Source organism: Streptomyces sp. NPDC101151 (assembly GCF_044768335.1).
GTDB lineage: Bacteria > Actinomycetota > Actinomycetes > Streptomycetales > Streptomycetaceae > Streptomyces.
In genome coordinates this window covers 61,052-82,358 of the sequence record NZ_JBIWPP010000022.1, presented here as the reverse complement: position 1 = coordinate 82,358, position 21,307 = coordinate 61,052, and the positions used below count along the sequence as shown (strand labels likewise).

At 71.2% G+C, this 21,307-nt stretch carries 18 protein-coding genes and 1 pseudogene; 11 read left to right on the top strand and 8 right to left on the bottom strand.

What is annotated here, in order from left to right:
- Positions 1–140: 140 nt before the first annotated feature.
- Genes ACIRU3_RS31840 through ACIRU3_RS31825 form a run of 4 tightly spaced genes read left to right on the top strand, consistent with a single transcriptional unit; the run spans position 141 to position 6,600 of the window.
- Positions 141–962, top strand: coding sequence for a glycosyltransferase family 2 protein (locus ACIRU3_RS31840; protein WP_404063526.1), 822 nt, complete (start codon positions 141–143; stop codon positions 960–962).
- Positions 959–1,999, top strand: coding sequence for a glycosyltransferase family 2 protein (locus tag ACIRU3_RS31835; protein ID WP_404063523.1), 1,041 nt, complete (start codon positions 959–961; stop codon positions 1,997–1,999). The genes ACIRU3_RS31840 and ACIRU3_RS31835 overlap by 4 nt, the downstream gene beginning before the upstream one ends.
- Before the next feature lie 34 nt (positions 2,000–2,033).
- A complete protein-coding gene (locus ACIRU3_RS31830; RefSeq protein WP_404063520.1) occupies positions 2,034–2,834 on the top strand; it encodes a polysaccharide deacetylase family protein in 801 nt (266 codons plus the stop codon).
- Positions 2,827–6,600 (top strand): polysaccharide biosynthesis C-terminal domain-containing protein, encoded by a 3,774-nt coding sequence (locus ACIRU3_RS31825; RefSeq protein WP_404063518.1) that lies wholly within the window; start codon positions 2,827–2,829, stop codon positions 6,598–6,600. Before ACIRU3_RS31830 ends, ACIRU3_RS31825 begins: the two co-directional genes overlap by 8 nt.
- A gap of 15 nt (positions 6,601–6,615) precedes the next feature.
- Here ACIRU3_RS31825 and ACIRU3_RS31820 read toward each other — a convergent pair whose 3' ends face one another.
- On the bottom strand, positions 6,616–8,040 hold the full coding sequence (locus tag ACIRU3_RS31820) for a xylan 1,4-beta-xylosidase (protein WP_404063515.1): 1,425 nt from the start codon (positions 8,038–8,040) through the stop codon (positions 6,616–6,618).
- A 110-nt stretch (positions 8,041–8,150) separates the two neighbouring features.
- Here ACIRU3_RS31820 and ACIRU3_RS31815 point away from each other — a divergent pair, with 110 nt between their 5' ends.
- Together ACIRU3_RS31815 and ACIRU3_RS31810 are read left to right on the top strand one after the other, a co-directional pair.
- Positions 8,151–9,245 carry a DUF5925 domain-containing protein gene (locus ACIRU3_RS31815; RefSeq protein WP_404063513.1) on the top strand — a complete coding sequence of 365 codons (1,095 nt, stop codon included), beginning with the start codon at positions 8,151–8,153 and terminating at the stop codon, positions 9,243–9,245.
- A gap of 29 nt (positions 9,246–9,274) precedes the next feature.
- Positions 9,275–10,045 carry a DUF72 domain-containing protein gene (locus ACIRU3_RS31810; protein ID WP_404063511.1) on the top strand — a complete coding sequence of 257 codons (771 nt, stop codon included), beginning with the start codon at positions 9,275–9,277 and terminating at the stop codon, positions 10,043–10,045.
- A 26-nt stretch (positions 10,046–10,071) separates the two neighbouring features.
- Here the strand turns inward: ACIRU3_RS31810 and ACIRU3_RS31805 are convergent, their stop codons facing one another.
- Positions 10,072–10,443: a GntR family transcriptional regulator gene (locus ACIRU3_RS31805; RefSeq protein ID WP_404063508.1), complete on the bottom strand. Its 372-nt coding sequence runs from the start codon at positions 10,441–10,443 to the stop codon at positions 10,072–10,074.
- Positions 10,444–10,515: 72 nt separating this feature from the next.
- Between ACIRU3_RS31805 and ACIRU3_RS31800 the strand changes: the two genes are divergently transcribed.
- Entirely contained in the window at positions 10,516–11,445 is a 930-nt protein-coding gene (locus ACIRU3_RS31800; protein WP_404063505.1) for a GNAT family N-acetyltransferase, read from the top strand.
- On the top strand, positions 11,426–11,926 hold the full coding sequence (locus ACIRU3_RS31795) for a DUF402 domain-containing protein (protein WP_404063502.1): 501 nt from the start codon (positions 11,426–11,428) through the stop codon (positions 11,924–11,926). The genes ACIRU3_RS31800 and ACIRU3_RS31795 overlap by 20 nt, the downstream gene beginning before the upstream one ends.
- 14 nt (positions 11,927–11,940) lie before the next feature.
- Here the strand turns inward: ACIRU3_RS31795 and ACIRU3_RS31790 are convergent, their stop codons facing one another.
- A complete protein-coding gene (locus tag ACIRU3_RS31790) occupies positions 11,941–12,561 on the bottom strand; it encodes a class I SAM-dependent methyltransferase (RefSeq protein ID WP_404063499.1) in 621 nt (206 codons plus the stop codon).
- A gap of 140 nt (positions 12,562–12,701) precedes the next feature.
- Between ACIRU3_RS31790 and ACIRU3_RS31785 the strand changes: the two genes are divergently transcribed.
- Entirely contained in the window at positions 12,702–12,836 is a 135-nt protein-coding gene (locus ACIRU3_RS31785) for a hypothetical protein (RefSeq protein WP_404063496.1), read from the top strand.
- Between the two features lie 16 nt (positions 12,837–12,852).
- Here the strand turns inward: ACIRU3_RS31785 and ACIRU3_RS31780 are convergent, their stop codons facing one another.
- Positions 12,853–13,311 (bottom strand): GNAT family N-acetyltransferase, encoded by a 459-nt coding sequence (locus tag ACIRU3_RS31780; protein ID WP_404063493.1) that lies wholly within the window; start codon positions 13,309–13,311, stop codon positions 12,853–12,855.
- Between the two features lie 178 nt (positions 13,312–13,489).
- Here ACIRU3_RS31780 and ACIRU3_RS31775 point away from each other — a divergent pair, with 178 nt between their 5' ends.
- Positions 13,490–14,473: a lytic polysaccharide monooxygenase gene (locus tag ACIRU3_RS31775; protein WP_404063491.1), complete on the top strand. Its 984-nt coding sequence runs from the start codon at positions 13,490–13,492 to the stop codon at positions 14,471–14,473.
- 63 nt (positions 14,474–14,536) lie between these two features.
- Here ACIRU3_RS31775 and ACIRU3_RS31770 read toward each other — a convergent pair whose 3' ends face one another.
- Positions 14,537–15,397 (bottom strand): lipase family alpha/beta hydrolase, encoded by an 861-nt coding sequence (locus tag ACIRU3_RS31770; RefSeq protein WP_404063488.1) that lies wholly within the window; start codon positions 15,395–15,397, stop codon positions 14,537–14,539.
- 170 nt (positions 15,398–15,567) lie between these two features.
- Positions 15,568–16,014 carry a MarR family winged helix-turn-helix transcriptional regulator gene (locus ACIRU3_RS31765; protein WP_404063486.1) on the bottom strand — a complete coding sequence of 149 codons (447 nt, stop codon included), beginning with the start codon at positions 16,012–16,014 and terminating at the stop codon, positions 15,568–15,570.
- Between the two features lie 84 nt (positions 16,015–16,098).
- Here ACIRU3_RS31765 and ACIRU3_RS31760 point away from each other — a divergent pair.
- A pseudogene (locus ACIRU3_RS31760) lies at positions 16,099–16,463 on the top strand (cupin domain-containing protein).
- 110 nt (positions 16,464–16,573) lie between these two features.
- On the opposite strand, the gene ACIRU3_RS31755 reads toward ACIRU3_RS31760, so the two are convergent.
- Entirely contained in the window at positions 16,574–17,554 is a 981-nt protein-coding gene (locus tag ACIRU3_RS31755) for a DNA polymerase thumb domain-containing protein (protein ID WP_404063483.1), read from the bottom strand.
- Positions 17,551–21,003, bottom strand: a complete 3,453-nt coding sequence (locus ACIRU3_RS31750; RefSeq protein WP_404063481.1) for a DNA polymerase III subunit alpha — start codon at positions 21,001–21,003, stop codon at positions 17,551–17,553. The genes ACIRU3_RS31755 and ACIRU3_RS31750 overlap by 4 nt, the downstream gene beginning before the upstream one ends.
- Between the last annotated feature and the right edge of the window lie 304 nt (positions 21,004–21,307).

Below are 21,307 nucleotides of genomic sequence, written 5' to 3'. Positions count from 1 at the left end.
AGCCCGGCCAGCTTTGCCAGCTCGTCCGTGTGCACGGAGACGATGTCGCCGTGCCGAAGATGAGAACCCCCCTTTCGAACCGGACACAAAGCCGGGCCGCCCAGGGGCGGGCGGTCCACCGGACGAGAGGGACCACACTCATGAGTTCTGTTCTGCATCCGCCGAGTTCGGGCCAAGATCCGTTACTGGCCGCCCGCTACCGGCCGATCTCCTCTCACCTGGCGATCACTCCGCCGGTGAGCGTGGTGATTCCCGCCATGAATGAGGCGGAGAATCTGCCCTACGTCTTCAAGACCCTTCCGGACTGGATACACGAAGTGGTTCTTGTGGACGGCAATTCCACCGACGACACCGTCGAGGTGGCACGCTCGCTGTGGCCCGCGGTGAGGGTCGTCGACCAGCAGGGCAAGGGCAAGGGGGATGCCCTGATCACCGGGTTCGAGGCGTGCACCGGCGACATCATCGTGATGGTCGACGCGGACGGCTCGGCCGACGGCAACGAGATCGTGTCGTACGTGTCCGCCCTCGTCTCGGGGGCCGACTTCGCCAAGGGCTCGCGCTTCGCCAACGGCGGCGGCACGGACGACATGACCTTCATCCGCAAGCTCGGCAACTGGGCGCTGTGCACCATCGTCAACCGCAAGTTCGGCGCCCGCTACACCGATCTCTGCTACGGATACAACGCCTTCTGGCGGCACTGCCTCGACAAGATCGAGCTCGACTGCACCGGTTTCGAGGTCGAGACCCTGATGAACATCAGAGTGGTCAAGGCGGGGCTCAAGGTGCAGGAGATCCCCAGCCACGAGTACCTCCGCATCCACGGCACCAGCAATCTGCGGGCCGTGCGGGACGGGATCCGGGTACTGAAGGTCATCCTCCGGGAACGCTCCAACCGGCGTGCCCTGCGTCGCCGCACCCACCACTCGTCGCTGCTGAACACCGGGCAGGGAGAGGTGTCTTGAGAGATCCCGACATCTCCGTCGTGATCTGCGTGTACACCGAGGACCGCTGGGAGGACATCCTCGCGGCGGTCTCCTCGGTGCGCGCGCAGTCGTACCCGGCGCTGGAGACGCTCCTGGTCGTGGACCACAACCAGGCTCTGCTGGACCGGCTGGCCCGCGAGTACAAGGAGTACGAGAAGGGCACGGCCGCCGGTGACATCCGGGTGCTCGCCAACGCGGGCCCGCGCGGGCTGTCGGCCGGCCGCAACACCGGTATCGCCGCCTCCCACGGCGAGGTGATCGCCTTCCTGGACGACGACGCCGTTGCCGAGCGGGACTGGCTGGGCCGCTTCGCCGAGGGCTATGCCGACCCGCGGGTGCTGGCGGTCGGCGGCCGTACGCTCCCGATCTGGGCGTCGGGCCGGCGTCCCGCCTGGTTCCCGGAGGAGTTCGACTGGGTGGTGGGCTGCACCTACCGAGGGCTGCCACCGGGCCTGGTCCGGGTCCGCAACGTTCTGGGCGGAAACGCTTCTTTCCGGCGTACGGCGTTCGAGGCGGCGGGCGGTTTCGCCACCGGCATCGGCCGCGACGGCGACCGCCGGCCGCTGGGCTGCGAGGAGACGGAACTGTGCATCCGGCTCACCAGGGCCCGACCGGACGCGGTCCTGCTCATCGACGACCGCGCGGTGATCCACCACCGGGTACCGGCGGCGCGCGAGCACTTCGCGTACTTCCGCACCCGCGCCTACGCCGAGGGCCTGTCCAAGGCGCTGGTGGCCCGAAGCGTGGGCGCGGACAAGGGGCTGGAGTCCGAACGCCGGTACACCACCCGGGTCCTGCCCGCCGGGGTCGCCCGCGGTCTGCGGGACGCCCTGCTGGCCCGCCCGGGCGGCGCCGGTCGTGCGGGCGCGATCGTCGCGGGGGTGCTCACCGCGGCGGGCGGATACGTGGTCGGCAGTATGCGGGCGCGGCGGGGCGGGACGGCGTTCTCCGTCGTACGGATCGAGGGGGACGCCGTGAACGGCGCGGGCGTACGGACCGAGAGGGAACGCCCATGAACCGTCCGGGCGTACGGACCGAGGGGGAACGCCCATGAGCGGGACAGCCGTACCGATCCTCATGTACCACGCGGTGGCGACCGCGCCGGGCGACGCCACCCGGGTCCTGTCGGTCGCACCCGAGGCGTTCGCCGAGCAGATGGCGCTCATCGGCGACCTGGGCCTGACCCCGGTCACCACCGCCGAGCTGGCGGCGCGCTGGCGGTCCGGCCGTCCGCTGCCCGCCCGGCCGGTGCTGATCACCTTCGACGACGGTTACGAGGGCGTCCACCGGCATGCCCTGCCCGTGCTCGCCGAGCACGGCTTCCCGGCCACGCTGTTCGTCTCCACCGGCTGGATCAAGGGCGCGTACGACACCGGAGGCGGCCTGGACAGCATGCTCGACTGGCCGCAGGTGCGCGATCTCGCGGACTCCGGCGTCGAGATCGGCGGCCACAGCCACACCCACCCGCAGCTCGACCAGCTCGACGACGCCACCCTGCGCTCGGAGCTGGTCCGCAGTACGGAGATCCTCACCGGAGAGCTCGGCTCGCGTCCGGTGTCGTTCGCCTACCCGTACGGCTACTCCAGCCGCCGGGTCCGCGGGGCGGTGCGGGAGGCCGGGTACGCCCAGGCGCTCGCCGTCGGCAACGGGCTGGCCCGCCGGCGCCAGGGGCCCTACGCCCTGCAGCGCGTCACCATCCGGCGCGCCACCGGCGTCGAGGAGTTCGAGCGGTTGCTGCAGGGCCGCGCGATCGCCCGTAACTTCGCCAAGGACCGCGCCTTTACCAAGGGGTACGCCCTCGTCCGCAGAGCACGCCAGGTCCGCCGGAAGGCCATCCGTTCCCGTGTCTGACACGACCACCACAACCGAGGCCACGACGCCCGAGAGCGAGGCGCCCGAACCGTCCGGGCGCCGTCTTCGCCTGCCCGGGACGGGCCGGTCGCCCGACGGCAGCCAGCTGTTCCGCAACGCCTACGCGCTGATGCTCAACACCGGTATCTCCGCCGTGCTCGGGCTCGGCTTCTGGCTGGCCGCGGCGCGCTACTACTCCGAGTCGGCGGTCGGCCAGGGCTCCGCGGCCATCGCCGCGATGAAGCTGCTCGCCGGACTGACCGCGGTGACCCTGACCGGCGCCCTGGCCCGTTTCATCCCGGTGTCCGGCAGGCGCACGGGACGGCTCATCTTCCGTACGTACGCAGGCAGTTCGCTGATCGTGGCGCTCGCGGCGGGCGTGTTCCTGATGACCCTCGACATGTGGGGGCCGTCGTACCGGTTCCTGCACGGGCCGGTCAACGGTCTCGGCTTCATCGGGGCCGTCGTCGCCTGGAACCTGCTCACCCTCCAGGACGGCGTGCTGACCGGGCTGCGCAGCGCGCCCTGGGTGCCGGTGGGCAACACCGTGTTCTCGGCGGTCAAGCTGGGACTGCTCGTCGCGTTCGCCGTGGCGATCCCGGCCACCGGCGTCTTCGTGTCCTGGGTCGCCGCGATCGCCACCTCGGTGGTGCCGCTGGGCTGGCTGGTGTTCCGGCGGCTGGTGCCCCGGCACATCAAGGCGACCTCGGAGCACGCCGAGCCGCCGACACTGAAGGAGATCGGAAGGTTCCTCGCCGGGGACTACACCGGCTCCCTGTTCTCGCTCGCCGTGGTCTATCTGGTCCCGGTGATCATCGCCTCACAGGTCAGCTCCGAGGACAACGCGTACTTCTACATCACCACCACCATCGGCGGCACGACCAATCTGCTCGCCATCAACATGGGCGCGTCCCTGACGGTCGAGGGCTCGCACGACCCGGGGCGGCTCGCCGCCAACACCCGTGCCGCGCTCAAGCGGATGGCCCGGATCATGCTGCCGATCGCGGGCGTGCTGTTCGTCGGCGCGCCCTGGATCCTGGGCGTCTTCGGCGACGGCTACGCGGACGCGGCGACCCCGCTGCTGCGCTGGTTCGCGGTGGGCGCGGTGCTCCGGGTGGTCATGGAGACCTACTTCGCGGTGCTGCGCGCGCAGAGCCGTACCGCCGGACTCGCCTGGCTGCAGGGCCTGTTGTGCGTACTGGTGCTCGGTCTGACGCTGCTGCTCCTGCCCCGGATGGGCCTGACCGGCGCGGGCGTCGCCGAGATCTCCAGCCTTGCGGTGATCGTGGCGATCGCCGCGCCGAAGCTGCGGCGGACCCTGCGGTCCGCACCCGCCGCCCCGCCGGAGGCCGCGGCACCGGACGGGGACCTCGCCGACCTGGAGGCGCTCCCCCACTCGCGGCTCCTCCCGAGCGGGGGGACCGCCACCGTCCCGGCCGCCTCTTCGGCACACCGCCACAGCCCGGCCTGGGCGCTGGACAACGACACCCTGGCCCTCGGCATCCACGTCGACTTCGACCACGTCGAACGCCGGCCGGACGTCCGTCCGGGCCCCGGCACCCCGCCCGCGGGCACGCCCGTGCCGTTGCCCGTCGAGGAGCCGGAGCCGGGTGCCGAGGCGTCGCTGGGTCCGGCCGAGGCGGCGCTGCTGAGGGAGGCGGAGGTCGACGCGCCCTTCGACGAGGCGGCGCCCGAGATCGCCGAGCCGGACGAAACCGTGGACGAGGAGCCGCCCGCACCGCACAGCGGTCTGGCACCCACCCGCACCGGAGTCGTCCTCGGCTGTCTGCTGACCGCCGCGCTGCTGCTGTACTGGGTGCCCGCAGTGCGGCTCAGCGAGGCCGACCTGGACGGCATGGGCGGGCTCGGCCTGGTCTCCGTGCTGCCCCTGCCGACGCTGGTGGGGGCCGCCCTGCTGGTCACGGTGTTCGCCTCGCTGCTCTGGCTGCGCCGCGAGCACCGGACCCTGCTGCTGGTCACGCTGCTGGCGACCGTGGTGTCGCTGCACGCCCTGCCCGCGGTGCTGGAGACCGAGCCGCGGTTCGCGACGGCCTGGCAGCACCTGGGCTTCATCGACTACATCGACCGCACCGGGTCCGCCGTGCCTGATCTGGACGCCCGCTGGAGCTGGCCGGGCTTCTTCGCGGCGGCCGCGTTCGTCGCCAGGGCGTGCGGGGTCGACGACTTCACGGAGATCATCCGCTGGTGGCCGACGGCGATCCAGCTCGCTTATCTGGCCCCGATGTTCCTGCTGACCCGCTCCCTGCGGGCGAGCTGGCGGGCGAAGTGGACCGGTATCTGGCTCTTCGTGCTCAGCGGCTGGGTCGGCCAGGACTACTTCTCCCCGCAGGGCTTCACCTACCTCCTCTATCTCGTCTTCGTGGCGATCCTGCTGGTCTGGTTCCGCGCTCCCCATGTGATCTGGGCGAAGTACCGCCCGGGAGAGGCCGAGCCCGAACCCACCGACCGGCGCCAACGGGCCGTGCTGCTTCTGGTGTTGATCGGTCTGTACGCGGCGAGCGTCCCGGCGCACCAGCTCACTCCGTTCGTGATGCTCGGCGTACTCGCGGCCCTGGTGCTGCTCGGCCGCTCGGAGCTGCGCGGGCTGCCGGTGCTGTTCGCGGTGCTGGTGGCGGTCTGGGTCGGCTTCATGGCCGAGCCGTACTGGTCGGGGCACTTCGACGATCTCTTCGGCGGGGTCGGCGGAGTCGGCAGCAATGTCTCGACCTCGGTGTCCGGCCGTATCCAGGGCGGGAGTTCGACCCACAAGCTGGTCCTGTACACCCGGGTCCTGCTGGCCGGCTCGGTGATGACCTTCGCCTGCTGGGGCTGGTGGCGGCGACGCTTCCACAAGTACCGCGAACGGTCGCTGCTGGTGCTCACCTTCGTCCCGTTCCTGGGCTTCGGCATGCAGTCGTACGGCGGTGAGATGGCACTGCGCGTCTTCATGTTCGCCGTGCCCGGCGCGGCCCTGCTCGGCGCCCTCGCCCTCTTCCCGCGCACCGGCGTCACCGCGCAGGAACGCGAGAAGGACCGGGTCAGCCTCGCCCCGCTGGCCGCGCTGCTGGCCGGGCTGCTGCTGATGGGCGGCTTCCTGGTGGCCCGGTGGGGCAACGAGCAGTTCGAGCGGACGCGGCCCGGCGAGGTCGCGGCCATGGACTGGGTGTACGCCCACGACCGGCCGTCGGTCCGGCTGCTGTGGCTGAGCCAGGACACCGTCAACGACGTGACCCCGGCGTTGCCGTGGGGCGCGAGGGACATGGAACGGGTGAACTACGTGCCCACGTCGGCGCCCGTCGACCCGGTGCTGGTGTCGGGCCTGGTCAAGGCGCTCAAGGATGCGGGCCCGAACTCGTACCTGATGATCAACGAGAGTCAGGTCACGTATCTGGAGCTGGACGCGGGCTACTCGGCGACCTGGGAGTCCCGGCTGATCCACAACCTGGACAACCGGCAGGAGCTGTCGAAGGTCCTGGTCAACGATGACGTCACCGTGTACGCGCTGCGCAAGCAGCCGGCGGGCCCGGTGCCGAAGCCCGACCCGGGTCCGATCGGGCCGCAGGTGACGTGGACGACGTGGTCGGTGGTCGGCGCTCTGGCCGCCGCCGCGCTGATCCTGCTGCTCACCACGCGCGAGGTGGTCCGGGTCGCGGTGCGGCCCGGGGTACGGCAACTGCGCTGGCTGCAGGGCAGCTTCTGGTTCTCGCTGCCCCTGCTGGCGGTGCTGCTGGCCTCGCTGGTGCAGCGGTTCCTGACGATGAAGTGACGGGTGCCGGGTGGCTCAGCGGTCGAGCCACCGCACCTCGTAGGCATGCATGTCGAACCGCTTCCCGTCGACCTGTGCGCTGATCGCCCGGTCGCGGGTGTTGACCACGAGGACGGTCCTGTCGTCGGCCAGCACCCGCACGTTGGGCACGTCGTCCCGGGCGACGGAGACGGTCTCGTACCTGGTGCCCGGCCCGAACGCCTTGTCGAACCGGGACAGCAGGTCGTACATGGGGAGTTCCCTCCCGCCGCCGGAGCTGTCGGTCGGCGTCCACAGACAGCCGGGGCAGTCGGTCCCGTTCTTCTCCTCCGGGTTCCAGTAGAACCCGGAGTCGGCGCCGCCCCTGGCCATGGCGATCAGCCCGGTGGCGTGGACGGCGAGCCGGTGGGCCTCGGACCAGCCCCTGCGTTCGTCGTTGCCGTCGCCGGGCTCGACGTAGTACTCGGCCCACCACAGCGGAAGGTCATGGGTCCGCTGCCGTACCCACTCGCTCACCGCGGTGAGCTTGTCGGTGGCCGCGAACTCGTCGGGCAGCAGGTCGTCGTCGTTGGTGTAACTGGAGCCGTCGACGACCACGAAGTCGGCTCCGGCCCTGTGGCTGTTCCAGTAGTCGAAGGCATCGAGGACCCGCTGGTCCATGGCGCCCCAGGGCCCCCGGAACGTGGTCGAGGCGTTCTCCTGCTGCCGCGGGTCGACGCTGTCCATCACGAGGTACGGCCCGCCGACCATGATGTCCTTGTCGACCTTCTTCAGCGCCTTGTACACGAGGTTGTACATCGTCGTGTAGCCCTCGTAGTCCCAGCGGCCCTCGGCGTTGTTCCAGAAGCCCTTGAACTCGTTCCAGACGATGAAGTGGCGTACGTCGGGATAGCGCCTGGCGACGGTCGCGGCGAGGTCGGCGAAGTCCTGGTAGTGGGCCGGGGTGGGCGCGGTCTCCAGGGCGGTCCGGCTCCAGTCGGTGTTGCCGACGCCGGCCCTGCCGCCCTTCATCCAGTCCGGCGAGCAGCACAGCGTGACCACGGGGGTGCCGCCGGACCTGCGGACGAAGTCGATGCGGCGGTCCATCGCGCCGAAGTCGTAATGCCCCTTCACCGGCTCGGGGTTGTCCGCACCCCAGCCCATGAGGGCCTGGTCCTGCGGCAGCCCGCCGTCCTTCGCGAGCAGTTCACCGACCCGCCGGGTGGCCGGGCCGCTGCCCTCGTCGGCGCTGTACTGGGTGTGGGTGAAGCCCCAGCCCACAGACGGTTCCGGCTGCCCGGGCGGGGTGACGGGCGTGCCGTGCACCTTGTCGCCGTCGCGCGATGTGCCCGCGGTGCTCGCGCCGCCTCCGGGCAGCGTGTTGATCAGGGTCACCACCAGGGCCAGAGCGGCCACACCCACCCCGAGCAGGGCCGTGAGCCGCCACCGCCGAGTCTCCGTATACCACCCATGACGTCCCATCAAGGACAACAGTAATGGCGGAAACCACCTGCGGGGCAGGTCTGGGGAACACCCGGAACAAGCGGCGGAAATGCCGTGCGCGGAGCCCATCGGTGCCGGATCATGGCGGCATGTCTGCGAACCCACACGACGCTCTGCCGATCCGGCTCCACGTCGACGACTCCGACTCGCCGTCCGACGTCGTCGATGCGCTGTTCCTCGGCCGCTTCGCGACGGGCGAGCAGCCGTACTCGCACGCGGTGAACATCGACCGCGTGCGCTCCGGCGCGACCCTCCTGCCGGAGGGCGCCCGGGTGCTGCGGGTCGCCCGCGACGACGACCGCAGCGCGACCCTCGCGGAGGGCGAGGGCTGGACCCTGCTGATCTCCCGCTGGAACCGCGGCGCGGACGTCACGGTGACCGCGACCACGGCCGAGCTGGCGAAGACGGTCCTCGACCGGGCCACGGACGGCGCGGCCGACGAGCCGGAGCCGCAGCCGGAGAACGTGACCATGGGCTTCTGGTACGTCTCCCCGCGGCGCGGCCCGCACCGCACCACCCGCCAGATCTCCGCGGGCACCTGGGACGAGATCCGGCCCAACTACACCGCACCCGTGGCGGACGCGATGGACCGCCTGATGAAGACGACCCCGGAGGACATCGCGGGCCGGCTGCTCCTCCTGCACGGCCCGCCCGGGACCGGCAAGACCTCCGCGCTGCGCACCCTCGCCCGCTCCTGGCGCGACTGGTGCCAGGTGGACTGTGTGCTGGACCCGGAGCGGCTCTTCTCCGACGTCGGCTATCTGATGGACATCGCGATCGGCGAGGAGGACAGCGCGGGCAAGGGCCGCTGGCGTCTCCTCCTCCTGGAGGACTGCGACGAGCTGATCCGCGGTGAGGCCAAGCACACCGCGGGCCAGGCCCTGTCCCGGCTGCTCAACCTCACCGACGGCCTGCTCGGACAGGGCCGCAACGTCCTGGTCGGTGTCACCACCAACGAGGACCTGGAGCGTCTGCACCCGGCCGTGGTCCGCCCCGGCCGCTGTCTGGCCCGGATCGAGGTGGGCCCACTGACCCGCCGCGAGGCGGTGAACTGGCTCGGCTCCGAGGAGGGCGTCGGCCGGGACGGGGCGACGCTGGCCGAGCTGTACGCGCTGCGCCGGGGCACGGCGCCGACCTCGGTGCCCGGGGCACGGGACGGGGCGGACGCGGGGCTGTACCTGTAGGAGACGGCTTCCGGTGCTTTGATGGACGTATGACCCTGTTCGTCGGCACGTCGGGGTGGCAGTACAAGGACTGGCGGGACGTCGTCTACCCGACGGGGGTGCCGGCCCGGCTGTGGCTGGAGGAGTACACACGGCTCTTCGCGACCGTGGAGATCAACAACGCGTTCTACCGGCTGCCGTCCCACGAGAACTTCGCGGCCTGGCGGGACCGCGTACCGGCGGACTTCGTGGTCGCGGTCAAAGCGAGCCGCTACCTGACCCACATCAAGCGCCTGAAGGACCCCGGGGAACCCGTCCACCGCCTGACGACCCACGCGGCGGGCCTGGGCGACCGGCTGGGCCCGGTCCTCCTCCAGCTCCCGCCGACCCTGCGCGCGGACCCGCCCCTGCTGGACGCCTGTCTGGCCTGCTTCCCGTCCACCACCAGGGTCGCCGTCGAGCCGCGCCACGACTCCTGGTGGACCCGCGAGACGCGCGAGGTCCTCGAGTCCCGGAGCGCGGCCCTGTGCTGGGCGGACGTCCAGGCCCACCCCGTGACCCCGCTGTGGCGCACCGCCGACTGGGGCTACGTCCGCTTCCACGAGGGCCGGGCCCACCCCTGGCCCCGCTACGGCCGACGCTCCCTGGAGACATGGGTGGACCGCATCGCGACCACCTGGTCCGAGGGCCACGAGGTGTACGCGTACTTCAACAACGATCCCGGGGGCGCGGCGGTGGAGGACGCGGTGACGTTCGGGAGGGCGGCGGCGCGGGCGGGGCTGACGGCGACACGGGTTCCGGAACCCGCGAGCCTCCGGTGACCGCTGTCCGTGGTGCCGGACCCCGCTCAGTCCTCCCCGTAGGCCGCCCGCAGGGCGTCGCGCACAGCCCCCGACGCCTCGTCCTCGGTGAGCCCGAGCCGCCGAACCCGCTCCGCATAGGCCTGGGCTGCCGAGGCGGCTTCGCGTACGGCGGCCGAGCCGGCGGCAGCCACGAACGTTCCGTTGCGCCCCCGCGTCTCGATCACCCCGTCGCTCTCCAGCGCCCGGTACGCCTTCGCGACGGTGTTCACGGCGAGCCCCAGCGACTCGGCCAGCCCCCGCACGGTCGGCAGCCGGTATCCGACGGGCAGCACCCCGGACCGTGCCTGCTCGGAAATCTGCGCCCGCACCTGCTCGTACGGCGGCGCGCTGTCATCGATGTGGATCTTCAGGCTCACAAGGCCGATTGTCCCGTACCCACCGGAAAATCAGAGGCATCCGCCGCACATCTCCCCGTACGGTGCCTCCTCATGACCGTGATCGTGCGCGACCTGCAGCCCGACGTCCCGGCCGACACCGAGGGCTACGCCCGGGTCCGCCATCTCGCCCTTCCGTACATCCTGTTCACCGCGGACTCGGTCCGTCACCTCGTCACCAACAGCCATCCCGACGCCCACTTCCGTCAGCTCATCGCGGTCGAGGACGGCGAGGTGATCGGCAGCGCCGGGGTCTCCCTGGCGCACGACAGCACGGAACCGGGCCAGGGGTACCTCAACATCTACGTACGCCCGGACCGGATCCGCCGCGGGGCCGGCGGACTCCTCACCCGGGCCGCCGAGGAGCATCTCGCCACGATCGGCGCGACCAGGCTGTACACCTGGGTCCTCGACGAGCCCGGCAACCGCGCCTTCGCCGAACGGCACGGCTACACCAGGGGCCGCCCCGCGCACTTCCTGCGCCTGGACCTTGCGAACGGCACCCTCCCGCCACTCCCGGAGGTCCCGCTCGGCGTCGAGCTGCGCACGGCCGCCGACTTCGCGGACGACCCGCGGCCGCTGTTCGAACTGGATGCAGAGGCCGTGTCGGACGAACCCGGTGAGGTCACCATCGAGTTCACGGACTACGAGGCCTGGTTCGAGCAGACCTGGCAGCATCCGCTGCTGGACCGGGAGCTGACCACGGCCGCGGTCGTCGACGGCCGGCCGGTCGCCCTCAGCTTGGCCTACACCGACGGTGCCACTCGCTATTCCACCGCGATGACCGGCACCGCACGGGCCTACCGCGGGCGCGGCCTGGCCAAACTCGCCAAGATCCACTCCCTGTACCGGGCCCGCGCCGCCGGCATCACCGAGGCCTTCACGGGCAACGACGCCGGCAACGACCCGATGATCGCGATCAACAAGTGGCTCGGGTACGAGATCTGCGCGACGGAGGTGCGCTATGTCCGCGAACTCGGCTGAACCCGCCGCCCGGGTGGAGGTCGTCCTGGTCAAGGGCGGCCGCACGAAGATCCGTTATCCGGCGGAGCTGCTGCACGACGACGGCGTCCGGCTCTCCGTCCGCGCCCCGTGGGCGGGCGGGGGCGTCCGCGACTTCGGCTTCGTGCGCTTCGAAGCGGGTGACGTGTTCACCGAGCACTACTGGCGGGACCGCTGGTACTCGGTGAAGGAGGTCCGCGCCGGGAACGGCACCGTCAAGGGCTGGTACTGCGACATCACCCGCCCTGCCGTCCTGTCCGGTGACGAGCTGGTCGTCGAGGACCTCGACCTGGACCTGTGGCGCTCCGCCGACGGCCGGGACGTACGGCGTCTGGACGAGGACGAGTTCGCCGAGAGCGGCCTCGCGCAGACGGACCCCGAGGCCGCGTCCGCCGCCATGGCCGCACTGGACGAACTGGAGGCACTGGCCCGCGAGGGCGGCTTCGAGGACCTCCTGACCTGAGGCCCGCGGCCGCCTCACACCGTCGCGATCACCGCGTACCGCTCGTCGTCCACGGCCTTCCCCCACAGCACAGGGTCGTCGGACAGTCGCTCCACGCGCACCTGCCGGACGACCGGCTCCAGGAGTGCGGTGAGCCGGCCGGCCGGTGTGCCCACCGGGGTGAGGGTTCCCCAGACACCTTCGACCAGCACGAACCGGCCGGCGGGCCGCAGCAGGGTCCGCCAGTGCCGCAGGACGCGCGCGGGGTCGGGCAGCGCCCACAGCACATGCCGGACCAGGACGACGTCGTAGCGCTGCTCCCCCACCGGCGGTGCGGCGGCCTCCCCGGCCAGAACCACCGCGTCACGTCCGGCGAGCTTGGCGCGGGCCCGCTCGACCATGGCCGGAGACCGGTCGACTCCGGTCACGCGGTGTCCCTGCTCGGCCGCGAGGAGCGACAGGCTGCCGGTGCCGCAGCCCAGGTCGAGGACGTCGGCGGGCTGCTCGGGCAGCCAGGACCGCAGTCTGGCGGCCCAGGCGGCCCGCACCTCGGGTGCGCGCAGGCCGTGATCCGGCTCGTCGTCGAAGGCGGCGGCCTCCGCGTCCCAGTCCACCTCGGCACCTGCCGCAACCATGTGCGCGCTTTCGTTCGTCATCCCCACAGAGTGACACCCGCCACTGACAGTCCCGACGTGACAGCCGCCACTGACAGACAGGCACCGATGAGGAACTCTCGCCAAAAGGGTCTACCTCCGTGACAAACACGGAACCCGGGTAGGCACTGAAGGAGGCAGCCATGCGCCGTGTGACCGTGCAGAAGCCCCTGAAGAGGACGGACAGCCGCCGGATCCGCGAAGAGGCGGAGCAGCGCCCCGCAGGCCGTCCGGAGGTGCGCAAGGACATCGCACGCACCTGGTGGCCCGACGGCTGATGCCGCGCCGGGGCCGTCAGTCCAGCCGCTTGCGGTAGTGGATGCGGTCGTAGGGTCCGTCGGCACGGCGTTCCATGACCTCGTAGCCGTACTTCGGATAGATCTTCTGGTTCTCCCACATCAGGGCGTTCGTGTAGAGCCTTACTTCACCGAGGCCCAGCGCCCGCGCGTGTGCGTCGACGAAGTGCAGCAGCCGCCGCCCGACGCCCTGCCCATGGGCGTCGGGGTGGACGGCGATGCTGTCCAGGAAGAGATGATCGGCGAACGCCTCGATCACCACCAGCCCGACGACGGGCTCTCCGGTGACGAACACCTTTCCCGCGGCCACGTTCGCCGCGTGGTCCGCCTCCATGGGCTGCGGCACCACTTCGATGCGCTCGATGTAGTGGCGGTAGGCCGCGTCGGTCACGGCCTTCACGGCCTGCACATCGTCCGCGACGGCCCGGCGGATCTGCTCACGGGGGTCGTTCGTCATGCTGGAACCCTACCTACCTGAGCACAGCCTGAGCGCGTCCTTAAGGCGACCATAAGGATCTCCTCCACCCGCCTCCAGCAGGCGATTTCACGGTTTCTCGGGGCTAGCTTCTGATCGCCCCCACGGGATCCGACCCATCCGGGATCCAGATCCAGAGGACCGTTCCGAGGAGTTCCCCATGCCTGCTCGCCGCAAGGCCGCCGCCGTCGCCGTGCTCGGCCTGAGCCCGCTCGCCCTGACCGCGCTCGCCGCCGGGCCCGCGTCCGCGCACGGCTCGATGGGCGACCCGGTCAGCCGGGTCTCGCAGTGCTACGCGGAGGGCCCGGAGAGCCCGAAGTCGGCCGCGTGCAAGGCGGCCGTGGCGGCCGGCGGCACCCAGGCGCTGTACGACTGGAACGGCATCCGGATCGGTGACGCGGCCGGGCGGCACCAGGAGCTGATCCCGGACGGCAAGCTGTGCAGCGCCGGGAACGAGGAGTTCAAGGGGCTGGACCTGGCCCGTGCCGACTGGCCGGCGACGAGCGTGCGCAGCGGGTCGTACACCTTCAAGTACCGGGTGACCGCGCCGCACAAGGGCACCTTCAAGGTCTATCTGACCAAGCCCGGTCACGACCCGGCGAAGGCGCCGGCCTGGTCCGACCTGGATCTGGCGCACCCGGTGGCGACGGCCACCGACCCGGTCGCCGCGGGCGGCTTCTACACCTTCTCGGGCACCCTTCCCGAGCGCACGGGCAAGCAGCTGCTGTACGCGGTCTGGCAGCGCTCGGACAGCCCGGAGGCCTTCTACGCCTGCTCCGACGTCGACTTCGGCGGCGGCAGTGGGGAGGGCGGCGGTCCGGCCGGCGGCACCACCCCGGCGCCGAGCGCCTCCGCGCCCTCCGACGAGCAGATCGCGGACGGTGCCGACAAGTCGACGATCGAGCACCACGGGCACGGGGACGACGACGCGAGCACGTCCGCGAAGCCGTCCGCCGCGGTCCCCGCGGCCCCGGCCGATGAGCCGAAGGCCGCCGGGACTTCGCGGAACCTCGCCGAGACCGGTGCCTCCACCGGCACCTCGTACGTCGCGATCGGCGGCGCGGCGGCGCTGGCGCTCGGTTCGGCGGCCCTGTTCCTCTCGGTGCGGCGGCGCGCGGCGGGCGGCGGGCGGCACGGCCGCTGATCCCCGCCCGGCGGACTCCGGGGCCTGCCCGGCGGCTCAGGTCGGACAGGCCCCGGCGGCGCGTCAGCTGAAGGCGGACGCGCAGGTGGTGGCCTTGGCGTGGGCCGGGTCGAGGGCGTTGGCCACCTCGTGGAAGGCGATGCGGTCGAACAGGCCGATCGCCACGTGCTCGGACAGGTCGAGCGGGCACAGGTCCTGGAGCAGGACGTTGTGGACGTCCGAGCCGCTCAGGTACTGGTTGCGCCAGGGGGTGGCCACCTCGTCGTACTTGGTGGCGATGACCGTGTAGTGCACTCCGGGGACGGTGTCGCCGCCCGCGTTGAGCTTGGTGAGGAAGGCCGAGCCGACGATCTGGTCGGCGAGGCCGGGGGTGGTGGCCTTGATCAGGTCCGCGGCACCGGGAAAGTACGGCAGCAGGTTGGTCAGACCGTCCAGGTCGGTGCCGTGGTTGTCGGGGGCGAGACCGACGAGGGCGTTCACCTTGGCGGCTCCGCCGAGGAACTTCAGGTAGTAGCGGGGCATCATGCCGCCCTGGGAGTGGCCGACCAGGTCGGCCTTGGCGGCTCCGGTGGCGGAGAGCACTTTGTCCACAAAGGCGGACAGCTGCTCGGCCGACTTGTCGATGGGACCGAGGCCGTAGAAGAAGGGGACGCCGGACAGCTGGCCGTAGTCGAGGGAGTAGACGCAGTATCCGCGGTCCTTCAGATACGGGGCGAGGGACAGCCAGTTGTCGACGGAGTTGCCCAAGGTGCCGTGGACCAGGACGACGGGGCGGGGGTGGGCGGCGGAGGGCTGGCAGGAGTAGTCGTTCCAGCCGCTGGTCGGTGCGGCGGCGGCGTGGGCGGTGGCGGCGGGAACGGCGGCCACGACGGTGGTCAGGAGGAGCGCGGCGAGGGGTCTGAACACTCGCTTCCAGGGCAGCATCGGGTGATCTCCTTGCGGCTCAAGGGAGGTACGACGGCCTAACCCTGTGATCCGGATCACGAGGATGCTGTTCACTCGTCAAGTTACGGGCGAGTAGTGCAGATGTGAAGTTACGCGCCAGTAAAAACTTCCAGTGATAACCGGGGCCTCACCCGATCACCGCCGAACCGTCACCAGGCAGGCCTGATCGGACCGTGGGGCGCGATCCGCACCAAGCGCTCCCGCAGCGCACCCATTTCGCCCTCGCCCAGCAGCTCGGCCCACCGCCCCACGACTTCACCGGCGGCCTCTTCCGCCGCACGGGTACAGACCCACCCCCGCTCGGTGAGCACCACGAGCCGCGCCCGCGCGTCCTCCGGGTGCGGCCGCCGTTCGGCGTACCCCTTGCGGACGATCTCGTCCACCAGCTGACTGGCGGCCTGCTTGGTCACCCCGAGGTGGGTGGCGAGATCGGTGACGGTGGCGCCGTCGGGTGCGAGCCGTGCGAAGGCGAAACCGTGGGCCGGCCTGAGGTCCGTGAAGCCGCGGGCCACGACCCCCTCGTGAATGCGTTGCGTGAGGTCACCCGCGACGGCGAGCAGGGCGGCGGACAGGGCCATGGCTTCGGAGTTCTGCACGGAGGCATTGAAACACCCTTGACGAGTCGGTCAAGTAGCTTGACCATATAGTCAAGCTGCTTGACCACATGAACGGAGACCACCATGCCCGTCGTCCGCTCGTCCGAGGCCGTGACCCATGAGATCCACGGCGCCCGGTTCGTCGCGTACGCCACCCCGCTCACCGGAAGCAAGGAACTGTGCGCCTGGCGGGGGGAGATCCCCGCGGGGACCAAGGCCCCGCCCACACCGTCGACCGGGAGGAGATCTTCCATCTGCTCGTGGGCGAACTGCTGATCACCCTCGACGGCCGCACCGAACGGATCTCCGCGGGCGACACGGCGATCATCAACCCCGGTGCGACCCTGTCCGTGGAGAACCCCACCGACCACACCGCGATCTCCTGGGTCACCACCTCCGTCGGCCTCACGGCACAACTGGCCGACGGCACACGCATCGCTCCGCCGTAGGCCAACTGACGCATCCGGCGCCGGGGGCACACCGCCGGCGACCCCGGCCACCGCCCGCGGTCCGAACCTGTCGGCTCGATCCAAGAACCAGTGCTTCCTGGCGCAAGCGGTCAGTCCGCCAGAACGGCTGGACGCACAGCCTCCGGTCCGAAGCGCCGGCGAGCGCGGTCCGCGGCGGCTTCGGCCGCGCGGGCCCGGGCATCACCGGGGTCCAGGGAGAGTTGGCGATGGGCGGTGCCGGCCGGCAGCAGGCCGTCGACGCGGACGGCGAAGGCGCGGACGCGTGCTCGCTGCAGTCCGAGGGCGGCCAGCAGCCCAAGAGCGGTTGCGGCGAGGGCCGGCGAGTGGTCGGTGGGTTCCGGCAGCTTGCGCATGCGGGTGGTGGAGCTGCGGTCGGCGTAGCGCACCGTGAGGGTGATGCGGCCGGCGACCTGGCTCTCGCCGCGCAGGCGTACGCCGATCTGTTCGGCCAGGCCGAGGACCGCCCGGTGATGCCGTGCCGGGTCGAGGCAGTCCCGGTCGAGCACCAGATCGGCGGCCAGATGGGTCGCCGGTTCCGCAGGGACGACGGGGCGGGGGTCATGACCGCGGGCGCGTTCGGCCAACAGCCGGGCCGAGCTCGCGCCAAGGAGGCGCTGCAGGGTCGACGGGGGCAGGTCGGCGATCTGGCCGATGGTGTGCAGGCCGTACCGGGTGAGGGTGGCCGCAGTGGCGCGGCCGATCCCGGGCAGTGCGGCGAGCGGGCGTGGGCACAGCCATTCGGCGGCCCGCTCGGCGGGGACCCAGGTGGTCTCTCCCGGTGCGGACGCGTCGGCCGCCATGGCAGCCAGCATGCGGTTGCCCGCGAGCCCGGCGCTGCTGTCGATGCCGTACAGGCCCTTCAGCCTCATCTTCGCCACACGGACGACGTCATAGGGGGACAGGTCGAAGTATCTGAGCGCCGAAGTCAGGTCCAGTTGAACGGCGTTGGGCGGAACGGCCTGCACATGAGGCGTGATACCAGACATCAGTTCGATTACATCGGCGTACTGATCCTCGGTCAGCGAGGCATGCAGATGGAGGTGGGCGATGTGCCGCCGGCGCGTGGTCATCCTGCACTCCCCGGACTGGTGTGACCGAACTTCTTCAGGTCGGCCGAACGGCTGCCGGCGGGCTGCAGATCGGCGTACGGGTGCAGCCGGGCGCCCGTGGTCCCGTTGACCAGGGTGCGCTGCGGCTGGGCAGGAGTCGGGTGCGGGCGGCTCTCGCCGAGGAGGGCGAGCGCCGCCTCGGGACCGTTGTCACGACGGGCCGCGGCGATCTCGTCCAGGTCCCAGGCCATGGCGCCGACGACGGTACGACGGGTGCCGCGCACCTGGACCGTGCCGCGGACCAGCAGCAGCCCGCTGTGGAACACGGTGTACGCGCAGGCCGGGTGGGAGTCCTCGAAGAACGCCAGGTCGACCAGGCCGGAGCCGTCCTCCAGGGTGACGAAGATGATCCGCTTGCCGCTGGCGATGGGCGGGGTCTGGGTCGAGGCCCGCACACCGGCGACGAGCACCTGCTGACCGGCGCGCATCCCGGCCAGATGCGCCGCGTCCGTCGCACCGATCTCCCGCAGCAGCCGGTGGTGGTGCTCCATCAGATGCCTGGAGACGTCGATGCCGAGCGTGTTCAGCTCGGCGCTCATGGCTTCGCGTCCGGTCATCTCCGGCAGCCCGCTCGGCTCCGCCCCGCCGACGGCACCCGCGTCGATGGGCAGCTGGCCCTTGCCCGCGGACCGGGTCCGGGACTGCCGGTGCAACTCGGCGATCTGCAGCAGCAGATCACGGCGCGTGAGCCGGCCGTCGTGCAGAGAGTTCAAGGCGCCGATTTCCGCGAGGCGTTCGGCGACCGGCCTGCTGGGGCGGGCCCGCTGCCAGAAGTCGGACAGCGATCCGTACGGCCGGCCCTCCTCGATCCGCGCGCACTCCTCCTCGCCGATGCCGTGCACCGCGGACAGCGCGAGCCGCACACCCCACTGCTCCCCCTCCTCGGCCCTCTCCACGGTGTGCTTCACCCCGGACCGGTTGACGTCGACGGGCAGCACCGGCACACCACGCCGTCGGGCGTCGGAGACCAGGACGCGCTTGGGCCACATACCGGGGTCGTGTTCGAGCAGGCCGGCCAGCAGGAACGCCGGATAGTGCGCCTTGAGCCAGGCGCTCTGCAGGGCGGGTACGGCGAAGGCGACCGCGTGGGCCCGGCAGAAGCCGTACGCCCCGAAGGCCTCGACGGTCCTCCACACCTCGTCCCGGACGGCCGCGCTGTAGCCACGCGCGCGTGCCCGCCGGTGGAACCAGTCCCTGACCCTCGGCAGCTGGGCCTTGTCACCGAGCGCCCGCCGGGTGATCTCCGCGAAGGCACGGTCGCAGCCGGTCATCACCGACAGCGTCTCGATGATCTGCTCGTGCCAGATGGTCACGCCGTAGGTGTCGGCGAGCACCGGCTCCAGATCCGGATGGGCGTACGACGGCGCGCCGCCGTGCCGGGCGGCGATGTACCGCTCGGGCATACCGCCCGCGACCGGCCCGGGCCGGAAAAGGCTGATGTCGGCAATCACGTCCTGCGGATTGCGCGGCTGCAGCCGGGACAGAAGATCCTGCTGACCGGGCGACTCCAACTGGAACAGCCCCAGGGTCTGGCTCTCCTGGATGAGCTTGAAGGCGAAGACGTCGTCGAGCGGCACCTGCTGCGGATCATCCAGGTCGATGCGGTTGCCGGTCGCCCGTTCGATCTCGGTGATCGCATGAGCCATCGAGGACAACATCCGGACGCCCAAGACGTCCAGTTTGATGTTGCCCAGCGCCTCGATCTCCTCCTTCGCCGCCATCGCCATCGGATAGTCGCCCTGCGGGGTCGGCTGCACCGGCAGCCGGTCCAGGAGGGTCGCGTCGCTGATGACCACGCCGCAGGGGTGCATGGCCATGCCGTGGACCAGGGAGTCGAGTCCTTCGGCCAGCTCCCACAGGGGCCCGTACCGGTGTGCCTCGGCGGCCAGCTGCCGCAGCTCGGGCAGTTCGGCGAGCGCGCCGGTGATGTCGCAGGCCCGCAGGTGCGGGAAGCTCTTGGCGATCCGGTCGACGTCCGCGGGTGCGATCCCCAGCGCAAGGCCGGTGTCCCGCAGGGCCCGGCGCGCCCGGTAGGTCTCGGGCATGGCGGTGACCGCCACCCGCGCCTTCCCGAACCGTTCGAAGATCGTGTCGTAGCACTCCAGGCGCCGGGCGGACTCCACGTCGATGTCGATGTCGGGCAGCGAGGCCCGGCGCACGCTCAGGAAGCGTTCGAACAGCAGGTGGTGGTCGAGCGGGTTGGCGGTGGCGATGTCCAGCGCGTGGCAGACCATCGACCCGGCGCCGGAGCCGCGGGCCGCGACCCGGATGCCCTTGGCCCGGATGTCGGCGACGACCTGGCCGACAGCGAGGAAGTACGAGTCGTAGGCCAGCCGGGAGATCACATCGAGCTCCTCGTCCAGCCGGTCGAGCGCCGCCCGGTCGCGGTCGAGACCCCGTCGGGCCAGGCCCTCCTCGCACTGCCGGCGCAGCAGCCGTGCGGCCCCTCGTGGTCCGGGCTCGGCACCGAAGAGCGATGGTTCCGGGAAGTGCCGGGCGCCGAGCCCGAGGTCCGCTCCGGGGGCGACGGTGCACGCGGCCGCCGTGGCGGCGGTGTCCGCCACCAGGCCGCGTGCCCGCCGGACGTCCGCTCCGGCGCACTCGGCGACCATCCGCGCCACGCTCGCCATTCCCCTCTCGTCCTTGAGCCAGCGCTGCCCGCTGTCCAGGCGGCGCCGGTCGATCGGGCGCAGCAGCCGCGCGGCGTCCAGGACATCGGCAAGCCGATGTTGTTCCGGATCGGCGTAGCGGACGGCGTTGGACAGTACGGCGGTGGTGCGGATGCGGTCGGCCAGCGCGAGGGCGCGGGCGGCCAGCCGAAGGGATCCCGGCCCGATGCCGAAACGTTCCTGCGCAACGATCTCCAGCCGGATCCCCCTCCCGAAGACCTCCCGCCACGGCGCCAGCAGCTTCACCGCGGCATCCTCCCGCCCCGCCGCCAGGGCCCGCACCGGCTCCGAAAGCGGGCCGAGCAGAACAACCAGCCCAGGACCGCCGTACTCACGCAGCGCCTCCCACGACACCACGGGCGCCCTGCCGCCGAGGGCATCGACATGGGCAGCCGAAGTGATACGACACAGCCGGGCCCACCCCTCCCGGTTCTGCGCGAGCAGCACGAACCGCAGCGGCGGCTCGACCACGTGCGCACCACCACGCACCGGGGTACGACGCCGCTGCCCGGGCGGCGGCGCGACGGCCTCCACCGCCAGGTCGACACCGAAGACCGGCCGAAGGCCTTCCTTCGCACACGCCCGAGCGAAACGAACGACACCGGTGACCGTGTCCCGGTCGGTCAGCGCGAGTGCCGTCATACCCCGCTCGACCGCTCGCTGGACGAGATGCTCGGGGTGAGCGGCGCCGTAGCGGACGGAGTAACCGGACGCGACGTGCAGATGGGCGAAGCCCGCCATGCCGCACCTCCATCACTCCACCCCTTTTCGGCCAGATGCCCGATACGTCCATCGTACGCTCGTTCGATTACTCTAGCCTCATCAGCCCCGGTCAGCGACCCCGATTCGAACACATCAGCGATTCTTTGGCGAGGTGGGCAGTGGCCGAATCAGGCACCGCCCGCCACCTCCCCCACCAGACAGAGCAGTTGGAAAAAGCCTCGGGCACGAGCCCACATTCACGCGCGATCCAGTCCATCTCGGCACATCCACGACCGGCCGAGAGGTCCGTGTGCACCGCAAGGCACAAGGCGGTCACCTGCAC